Origin of the sequence: Mesobacterium hydrothermale, from assembly GCF_035818635.1 — a bacterium.
In the GTDB taxonomy this organism is placed as follows: domain Bacteria; phylum Pseudomonadota; class Alphaproteobacteria; order Rhodobacterales; family Rhodobacteraceae; genus Mesobacterium_A; species Mesobacterium_A hydrothermale.
On sequence record NZ_JAYLLH010000056.1, the window covers coordinates 1 to 8,444 of the forward strand.

The following is an 8,444-nucleotide window of genomic DNA, read 5'->3' on the forward strand; positions in this document are numbered from 1 at the left end:
CGGAACTCCTTTCCCGTTGCGGTGCAATTGTAAGCCGCCAGGCACACAGCAGAAGCTGTTCAATCCTGGTCGATGATACCGCAGACCTGAGATACCTAAGGGCAGGGGAGCATTTCCTGGTTTTCCTGGATCGGGCTGAAGAAGTCATCATCATCGATATTCTGCATTCCCGTAGCGATCTGCCGCGCCACATCGCGGCGCTAACAACACTCAGAAGCAATGAATCTTGATTTTTTATAGTCCCGCAGCCCTGGTCAGGTTCACGCGGAACCGATCCCGGCGACGCTGGTAGAGGCGGGTCATCTCGGCCGAGGCGTGACCCAGGTGCTTCTGCACATAGCGTTCGTCGACCTCAGCGGAGCTGGCGAGGCCGGCGCGCAGCGAGTGACCGGAGAAAAGCGCCAGGCACTCTGCCTCGGGCAGGTCGGATCGGATCCCGCTTTTTAGCACGGTGGCCTTGATCAACCGAGCAACATGCCTGTCCGAAAGTCGCGCCTCTAACGCACGCTTGCCATCCCGAGAGGTCCGCACAAAGAGCGGCCCGAAATCGATCTTGGCGAAGTGAAGCCATTGCTCGAGAGCATGTACGGGGCAGCTCTGCTCCTTCGAGCCTCGGCCGATCTCGACTTCGCGCCACCCGGTCTTGGCATTGAGAGTGAGCAGGGCACCCTTCTCCAAGATCTCTATCCAGCCGCCGGAATCCGGCGTGTCGTCTTTGTGGACGTCAAAGCTGACGATTTCCGAGCGGCGCAGACCCCCAGCATATCCGACCAACAGAATTGCTCGGTCACGCAAGCCGCGCAGATCGAAAGGGAGGGTGGCCACCATCGCGAGAATGTCTTCTGCCAGGATCGCTTCCTTCCGCACCGGTGGGCGCGCGTGCTTGCGCTTGATCCCCGCCAGCACCGACGAGATGTGGCGGTTCTTGCGATCGAGAGTGAACCCCCGTTGCGCGTAGTTCCAGGCGAGCCCCGAGAGGCGCCGGTCGATGGTCGAGACGGAGAGAGCAGGGGTACCGGCTGTCGGCGCGACCAGGTCGGTCAGGTAAAGCCCGATCATCTCCGGCGATGGGGGTAGGGGATCGGTTCCCTTGAGCCTGCACCATCGGGCAAAGTGCTTCCAGTCGGCGGCGTAGGCCTTGTTGGTGTTCTCAGCGGTCGAGGCCTTGGCATAGTCCCGGGCAGTGTCGATCAGCCGATCGAGGGTGCCGGAGCCGGCCACATGCGAGGGCAGCGCGATCGCATCGCGATTTGAACGATCTCTCTCGTCGACCCGAGCATCGTTTGCCGTGTCGGAGAACGATGAGCGTGATTTCTCGGCTTCTGGGCGCTCATTTTCGTGTGAATTGATCATGTTTCTGAGCTTACACCATTTATGTCCGATAATGCAAACTTATTGGACATATCGAAGAATGGCAGGGTGGGGCGGTTATAGTGCTATTTGCTGGCAGAAAGCGCCGCGCTGATGTAGGCTTCAGGCATGACTTTTGCCCGGCCAGATCACATCAGAGACCTCGACATGTTACCCCGGACGCCGACCTGGGTCACCTCTGCACGCGCTGAAACCCTTGAGGATGTTGCGTTTTTGTCGGGCGCTGCGCTGAACCACCTGAATCTTGTGTTGGGCCGTGAGGCGGTGTCCCAACCCTTGTTGCGGGACAGGCTCGCGCTGCGCGCGGCTGCTGCTTGTGTCGCGTTCTCTGGGCGGCCGGAGCGGGAGGCGGAGCTGCGCGATGCCGTACACCTTTTGCGCCCCGGCGATCTGCCCGGACCTGCCGGTGAAACCTACCTGGCCTGGCGGCGCGCGGTGGAGCGGCCGGAGTCGATCAAGGCTCTGGGCCGAGCCTTGCCGGCCTTCGATCCGGGCCAGATTGCCGCGTGGCTTGATGCCGGGAAAGGGGCGCCGGTGAACCGGGCCGCGATGGCGCTGGAAGCCGTTCGGCGCGAGGTGCCACGTGCTGACGAAGCTGCGCTGATCCTCGCGGATGCGGCCCTCGCCCAAACCCTCGGGTGGAGTCATCTCGTGCCGCTGCTGGCCGCGGGTCTGAAACGCGCCGATCTGCGCAAGCAAGGCGGCGACTTGCGTCTGGCCTGTCATCGCGCACTCATCTCTTCGTTGATCGAGGCCGTTCGGCAGGCCGCGGACCTCGCGCGTCGGGCGACGCATCTGAAGGCGGTCGCACCCAAGCTGCGGGCCAAGGGGGCGAGCGACGCTGTCGAGATGTTCCTGACCTGGGACGCGGTGGCGCCGTCGGCCTTGCCTTTGCCGGATCGCGCCGCGCGGCGGCTTTGCGACCGGCTGGTCGACCTCGGCGCGGTGCGCGAGCTGACTGGGCGCGACACCTTCCGGCTTTACGGGGTGTAGCGATGGCGAAGGATCGCTCTGACCCCGAACTGGATCGCGAGTTGCCTGATCTGCCGCCGGAGCTGCGCTGGCGGGAATGGATGCGCCGGATCGAGGCGGTGCTCTTCGCCTCTGCTTCGCCGGTGCCGCGCGAAGATCTGGGACGGGTCGTGGGGCAGGGGGCCTCGGTTAACCTGCTGGTTGAAGACCTCGCCGCCGAGCTGGAGGGGCGGGCTTTTGAAGTTGTGCAGGTCGCTGGCGGCTGGATATTCCGGACGCGGGCCGCCTACGCGCCCGCAATCCGCGCTGCGGCATATGTCGGCGACCAACTGCTGGACTTGAGTGAATTCGACGTCGCGGTGCTGGCCGCCATCGCCTATCACCAGCCGATCACCCGCGACGGGCTGAAGGACATCTTCGGCAAGGAGATCAGTCGCGACCTGATCGGGCGACTGCATGCGCGTGGACTCGTTGGGACCGGGCCAAGGTCGCCTCGGCGAGGGGCCCCCTATACCTTCGTCACCACCGAACAGTTCCTAGTCGCCTTCGGTTTGGAGAGCCTGCGCGATCTTCCCGATCGCGAGCAGCTGCTGGATGCGGGCATGAGTGCTGGTTCTTAGGAGGCATCGACAGGCTTCAGCGACGCGTGGGTCAATGCCGCGGCCCGGAGTACCCTGACCAACAGCTGCTCAAGTTCCAGTTGGTTTTCGATTTGAACGGCGTGGTGGACAGAACCACGGACACGCGTCGCAAGAATGAGGTCCGCCGCTTTTTCATTTTCTCCGCCGTTACCCCTGAGTGCGTCTATCTCTTCGAGCAAGTCTTCAAATGGCAGGCCGCGCTCCAGTAAGGTTTTCTGTTTCTTAAAGATCCGCCCGACTTCGGTTCCATCCCATAGGTCACGGAACATTTTTGAAGGCTGGGTGCCCTGTCCGCCCAGGGCACGAACCACTTGTTCAACCGCAACCGACATTCCCTGAAGGTCACTTTGCATGCCGGCAATCCGGGCGTGACCGTATTCGAAAGCGTGCTTTTCGAACGATTGCAGCCGATGGAAAATCGCATCCTGAAAGTTCTCTCGAAGAAACACTCCAAACTCTCTCACCTGATCTTCGGACAGGTCCGGGGCGCGCAGCGTGCGAACCAGGCGCTCGACCTGTTCCGCATCCCAATCGGGCCAAATGACTTCGAGCGTGCGATGCATGCCGGAGCCTTGAAATCCGATGGTTTCGTTGATCTCCTCGAAACTCATTTCGAAATGGACTTGGAGCAATCGAACTCCTTCTGCGAGAAAGATCTTATAGGCATCGGCGATAAGAGGGCGGCCTTCCCTGAACCGCCCCGGTTTTGCCGGAGGCTGATTACTCCGTTTCAAGCAACTTTATCGAACTCGTTACGCTGTTCATAGAACTTCTCTTCGGCCTCTGCGGGCGGGATGTTTCCGATGGGTTGTAGCAAGCGACGGTTGTTGAACCAATCGACCCATTTCAGGGTTTTCCATTCGACGGCATCAGCGGTCTTCCAAGGACCCAGCCGGTGAATGACCTCCGCCTTGAACAGCCCAATGATCGTCTCGGCCAAGGCGTTGTCATAGCTGTCACCAACTCTACCGACCGACGGTTCGATCCCGGCTTCGGCCAGGCGCTCAGTATAGCGGATCGACACATACTGGCTGCCTCGGTCGCTGTGATGAATGATGTCACCAGTTGGCCGTCGTTCGTAAAGTGCCTGTTCCAAGGCATCGAGCACGAACTGGGTTTGCGGCGACCGTGACGCGCGCCAGCCAACGATGCGATTGGCGAAGGTGTCGATCACGAAGGCCACATACCGGACATAGAAGAACACAGCGAGTAGAATGACATCTTTCGGAAACTGAGCACCTTTGAACGACACCATCGACCTGACCCTATCGACTACTTCTGGCCCTCGATAACCCGATCGCGGAAAGTTTGCGACAGAACGACCTGAAGGGGCGAAGGGCGTTAGTCTTTGCAGGAGGCTGATCTTTGTCTTGACCCTCACGCGGCGTGAGAGACTAACAAGGCGTCCAGCGGGCATTCGCAGGAGAGCAAAATGACGAACTATACGGTCAGCGAGGTAGCAAAGATGGCGGGCATTTCCGTCCGAACGCTGCATCACTACCATGAGATCAGCCTTCTCCGTCCTGCGTATGTCGGCGAGAACAGCTACCGCTACTATGGTCGCGAGGAACTACTGCGCTTGCAACAAATATTGGTCCATCGCGAGTTGGGAATCCCGCTCGGCGAGATCGGGGCCATTTTGGATGTACCCGGTTTCGACCGCTTGACGGCACTCAAAAGCCAACGCGAGCGCATCGCCCAAGAAGTAGCCCGTTCCGCCGAAATGCTGAGGACGATCGACCGCACGATCGCCGAACTTGAAGGAGATCGCGCCATGAAAGACGCAGAATTGTATTCCGGAATTGTCGACCCGAAGAAGCAAGCGGAATATGAGGCATGGCTTGAAAAGAAATATGGCCCCGAGATCGGGAAGCACATCGAAACCAGCCGCCGGAAGATGGAGAACCTGAGTCCCGCAGAAAGAGATGCCATGATGTCCGAACTGAAGGACATCGAGCAGCAGTTTGCCAAGGCGCTACGGGATGGTGTGCCGCCCGAGGCCCAATCACTTGATCCGCTGATCGAACGGCATCGGGCTTGGGTGGCGTCAAGCTGGGGTCGGGATTGTCCGCCGACGGCCTATTCAGGGCTTGCCGACAACTATGAGCACCCCGACTTCGTGGCTCGCTATGAAGCCATCGAAGAAGGTTTCTCCAGATACCTTTGCGCTGCAATGCGTAGCTGGGCCAAGCGTCAAAGCTGACCAGAAGGGCAAGCCGTCAGGTTGAACATCAGCGTGGCGGCTATCGCCTGTGCAATGCAGCGACGCTTTAGGTGCAAAGCTAAGCTATTGAAATCAGGAAGATCAGATTGTCATCTTTAAGTGCTAAGTGACACAAGGATATCTTCGGCAAGGAGATCAGCCGCGTTCTGATCGGGCGGCTGCATGCGCGCGGCCTTATCGAAATCGGGCCACGATAGCCGCGCCGCGGTGTGCCCTATACCTTTGTGACGACCGAGCAGTTCCTTGTCGCGTTCGATCTGGAGACTCTCGCCGATCTGCTAGAGCGGGAGCAGTTGCAGGACGCAGGTCTGGACGGCGGGTCATAGGAATAGTGGGGGCTGGCGATCTCGGTATCGGCCAAACGGTGAGGCATCTCGTGGACATTTCGTGACGCTCCCGCTCGTGACTTGTTTTGAGAACTCAAGATTCGATCCTGAGCTCTCTGAATAGATATTCCCAGGGGTCCCCATCCTCGGTCATCGCGCCTGGTTCCAGGTTTGCCAAGTTCTCGTCGATGACTGCGTTGTGGTAGTTCTTGAGCCAGCTGTATTTGCGCCGGACCGTCGCGTTCGGGCTGTCGGCGAAACCATTCTCGACCAGCGTCTTGTGCCGACCCAGAAACTCGACCCAACCGGCGAGTTCGCCATCAGTCTCGCTAAGGCTGGCTCGAAGGTAGTCTATGTATTGGAGACCTGACTCGTCCTGGCGCAGGAGGTTGTTCAAGGCGCGTTCTTCATCCGCATAGGAATGTCCTTCCCGCCAAAGTGTTTGGTCCTGCCGATGGCGTTCGATCACATCTTCATGGATCGCAATGCGCGGGAAGATGACCTCGCCTTCTTCCATGAAATAAGCCTGAACAAGGCCTGGCCCAAACACCGGACCACTGAAGTCGATGCCGAGATGCATGTGGCCAATCGTCATCGCGCCGCGCACCAATATGCCATTTGCCACGCATTCGATCTGGATGTGCAGCAGATCGATGATCTCCCAGACCAAGGGGCCGGCCTGGTACTGAGTTTCAATGGTTCTGGTTCTGACGATCGCATCAGACACGATCTCGGCATGGACTTCGCTGATCATCCGCATTTCATCGGAACGGGTCGGTGGCGTGGCATCCCCTTCGGATACCCGACGAAACATCGAAAGCAAGTGCCTGATCTCTGCTCCGCTTCGCGTGTGCAGGAGGTTCCTGAAGCCGAGGACATCAAAAAAGGTCACAAGGCATTCTTCGTAGTCGGGGTCGTTCTCAAAGTCTGTCATCTCTGATCCATCTTCAGCCGAGGAGTTTCTCCAGCTCTTCCCGTTGGGCGGCATGCTTAACGGGGTTCTCTGCTTTCAGCTTGTTCACGTTGATCAGCTTCCATCTGACGGCGGGCAACGCGGCGGCTTGAGGGCGACCGATCGCGTCGAAGTCGGGATCGCCTTCATGCAGGGTTCTCAGAAACCTCTTTGCGTCCTCATCCATGCGGGATTGGATGTCCGCGATCAGGCGGTCGCGCGTTGAGATCAATTCCGCAAGGTCGACGGCTTCCTTCGTCATGCCCTCGAATTCCCGGACATAGGGCTGATTCAGATCGATCAGGTTTGGGATCAGCAATTCGTGCGGCGGGCGTGGCGAACTCGCGACATAGATCAGAAAAGTGCGGAACAACTCGTCCGTGAAGCCTTCATTCTCGTAGAGCAGCTTGACGTCGTAAAGGTCTCGCGGATGCTGGCGATCAAGGGCCGCATGGAGCTTGCCGCCGAACAAATCCTCGAAGGATACGATGTTCATCATCGCATATCCGAACGCCTCCTCGACGGCTTCGGAGACTTCGCGTTGTTCCGGATCATGCACGACGCCCCTGGTAACGGGGGAGGTTTCGATTTTGATTTCGGCTGTGCCGAGGCGGGCGAGCGCACGCGTGGCGCCGCCGCCGCCGCCGGCAATGCGCTGCGCTTTGGCGCCGGTGATTCCGCCTTCGATGGCGGCGGCAATCCGGTCCATCGCGTCGTTGATCTCGACGAGGCTTTCGGCGCGGTCCTTGACAGGCAGATAGGTCAGATCGATATCGACCGAGAGGCGCGGAAGGTCGCGATAGAAGAGGTTGATGGCCGTCCCGCCCTTGACGCAAATATTTTCTCCTTTGCGACATACGGCAGTATCCGCACGAGCAGCGCCACTTGGGCGGCATAGTCCTCACGCGCCATGACCACGTTCCTTTCCTACAAACTCTTCGGGCATCATGATCCTGTAGCGCGGATGTATCTTGCCGCCTTTGACCAGTGCGCGATCCCCGCTGCCGAGGTCGAACTCTTCCGGATCGAGACGCTTGCGCCAGGCATGGTCGTGGCGGTCGGCGAACACGAAGAACAGGCGTTTGACCTTGATCTTCTTACAACTTCTGAGCAGTGCCGAGAGGGTTCTCGGTCGCAACGTCGTCAGGCTTTCGAACGCCATGTCGAGGTTGTGAAAGCTCTCCTGATCCGGCAACTCGTCCAGCGCCTCTAAGATCGCGCGTTCCGGCGAGGACATCACCAGTTTCCAGTCCCACGGCAGGGACCATGCTGTCTCTCCCTGATTATCTCGCGCGTCATTGACACCCAACTCTGGATCGGAGAACAGCGATACGCTGCGTGTCCGGAGTTCGGTGTTGAGCGGCAGTTTTTCGAGCCAGTTGGGGATTTTTGAGCCGTAGAGCCAGACTGTGCTCTTGTCGCCGAGTGAGAGATAGTGCGCATAGCCTTGCAGGCCCAATGCCGTCGCCCCCCCGATATGGACAGGGTAGTGCATGATGTGCTGGAGCGAGAGCAGGCAGGTCTTCCAATCGAGCATATTCGTGGTGGCGCTGCCTGGTGCCGGGCGGCGGAAGACTCCGCGTCCAAGGCGTTCTAGCCAGCCGCGTTGGACATAAGCGTAGGACGAACGCCGGCCTATCCCGTGGTGCTCAAGCCAGGCGGAGTCCACGAGGAACCCCGTGGGGACAGCCTCAAGAAGGTTCTTTAGTTTTTCGTGTTCTTGTCCGCTCATGGGCGACATAATGATGTATTTTTAAAGAGGCCGCCACTTGTTTCTGTGAAAACCTGTGAGATAGTCCGTCAAGGATCGACAAATTCTGGAATTCTCAAAGAGCCTGGTGGTTGTCAGCTCTGAAGCTCAACAGCAATGCAGGGCGTGGATGCCCTAGTGGATTGAATCCAACATTTGGAACCCTCGATTTCTTGCGGCGATGATGTCGTTGGGGTCTGCCCGCCAA

8 protein-coding genes and 4 pseudogenes are annotated in these 8,444 nt (G+C 59.1%); 5 read left to right on the forward strand and 7 right to left on the reverse strand.

Annotated features, from left to right (window positions below; all coding sequences use genetic code 11):
- The coding region (locus VK792_RS19035; RefSeq protein WP_326299476.1) for a type II toxin-antitoxin system RelE/ParE family toxin at nucleotides 1-230 on the forward strand (230 nt) is incomplete at its 5' end.
- Between the two features lie 4 nt (nucleotides 231-234).
- Here VK792_RS19035 and VK792_RS19040 read toward each other — a convergent pair.
- Complete coding sequence (locus tag VK792_RS19040; protein ID WP_326299478.1) at nucleotides 235-1,353, reverse strand: tyrosine-type recombinase/integrase; 1,119 nt, start codon at nucleotides 1,351-1,353, stop codon at nucleotides 235-237.
- A gap of 126 nt (nucleotides 1,354-1,479) precedes the next feature.
- Here VK792_RS19040 and VK792_RS19045 point away from each other — a divergent pair, with 126 nt between their 5' ends.
- Both VK792_RS19045 and scpB read left to right on the forward strand, forming a co-directional pair.
- Entirely contained in the window at nucleotides 1,480-2,364 is an 885-nt protein-coding gene (locus VK792_RS19045; protein WP_326299479.1) for a DUF1403 family protein, read from the forward strand.
- Between the two features lie 2 nt (nucleotides 2,365-2,366).
- On the forward strand, nucleotides 2,367-2,963 hold the full coding sequence (gene scpB, locus VK792_RS19050) for an SMC-Scp complex subunit ScpB (RefSeq protein WP_326299481.1): 597 nt from the start codon (nucleotides 2,367-2,369) through the stop codon (nucleotides 2,961-2,963).
- Here the strand turns inward: scpB and VK792_RS19055 are convergent.
- The 3 genes and pseudogenes from VK792_RS19055 to VK792_RS19065 all read right to left on the reverse strand — a co-directional run.
- Entirely contained in the window at nucleotides 2,960-3,595 is a 636-nt protein-coding gene (locus VK792_RS19055; RefSeq protein ID WP_326299482.1) for a hypothetical protein, read from the reverse strand. The two genes, scpB and VK792_RS19055, sit on opposite strands and share 4 nt — an antisense overlap.
- A gap of 119 nt (nucleotides 3,596-3,714) precedes the next feature.
- Nucleotides 3,715-4,170: pseudogene (locus VK792_RS19060) on the reverse strand (DDE-type integrase/transposase/recombinase); the annotation flags it as partial.
- Nucleotides 4,168-4,239, reverse strand: a pseudogene (locus tag VK792_RS19065) (IS6 family transposase); the annotation flags it as partial. The pseudogenes VK792_RS19060 and VK792_RS19065, both read right to left, overlap by 3 nt.
- 177 nt (nucleotides 4,240-4,416) lie before the next feature.
- Here VK792_RS19065 and VK792_RS19070 point away from each other — a divergent pair.
- Together VK792_RS19070 and VK792_RS19075 are read left to right on the forward strand one after the other, a co-directional pair.
- On the forward strand, nucleotides 4,417-5,187 hold the full coding sequence (locus tag VK792_RS19070; RefSeq protein WP_326299483.1) for a MerR family transcriptional regulator: 771 nt from the start codon (nucleotides 4,417-4,419) through the stop codon (nucleotides 5,185-5,187).
- 134 nt (nucleotides 5,188-5,321) lie between these two features.
- Nucleotides 5,322-5,534 (forward strand): annotated as a pseudogene (locus VK792_RS19075) (SMC-Scp complex subunit ScpB); the annotation flags it as partial.
- 94 nt (nucleotides 5,535-5,628) lie between these two features.
- On the opposite strand, the gene VK792_RS19080 reads toward VK792_RS19075, so the two are convergent.
- From VK792_RS19080 to VK792_RS19090, 3 genes and pseudogenes are all read right to left on the reverse strand, one after another.
- On the reverse strand, nucleotides 5,629-6,468 hold the full coding sequence (locus tag VK792_RS19080) for a hypothetical protein (protein ID WP_326299484.1): 840 nt from the start codon (nucleotides 6,466-6,468) through the stop codon (nucleotides 5,629-5,631).
- A gap of 13 nt (nucleotides 6,469-6,481) precedes the next feature.
- Nucleotides 6,482-7,398: pseudogene (locus VK792_RS19085) on the reverse strand (nucleotidyl transferase AbiEii/AbiGii toxin family protein).
- Entirely contained in the window at nucleotides 7,388-8,218 is an 831-nt protein-coding gene (locus tag VK792_RS19090) for a type IV toxin-antitoxin system AbiEi family antitoxin domain-containing protein (protein ID WP_326299486.1), read from the reverse strand. The pseudogene VK792_RS19085 and the gene VK792_RS19090 overlap by 11 nt, the downstream one beginning before the upstream one ends.
- Nucleotides 8,219-8,444 lie beyond the last annotated feature (226 nt).

Coding starts and splice junctions, on each gene's coding strand:
- scpB (WP_326299481.1), top strand. CDS start 2,367: ATGGCGAAGGATCGCTCTGACCCCGAACTGGATCGCGAGTTGCCTGAT.
- VK792_RS19090 (WP_326299486.1), bottom strand. CDS start 8,218: ATGAGCGGACAAGAACACGAAAAACTAAAGAACCTTCTTGAGGCTGTC.
- VK792_RS19045 (WP_326299479.1), top strand. CDS start 1,480: ATGACTTTTGCCCGGCCAGATCACATCAGAGACCTCGACATGTTACCC.
- VK792_RS19080 (WP_326299484.1), bottom strand. CDS start 6,468: ATGACAGACTTTGAGAACGACCCCGACTACGAAGAATGCCTTGTGACC.
- VK792_RS19070 (WP_326299483.1), top strand. CDS start 4,417: ATGACGAACTATACGGTCAGCGAGGTAGCAAAGATGGCGGGCATTTCC.
- VK792_RS19055 (WP_326299482.1), bottom strand. CDS start 3,595: ATGAGTTTCGAGGAGATCAACGAAACCATCGGATTTCAAGGCTCCGGC.
- VK792_RS19040 (WP_326299478.1), bottom strand. CDS start 1,353: ATGATCAATTCACACGAAAATGAGCGCCCAGAAGCCGAGAAATCACGC.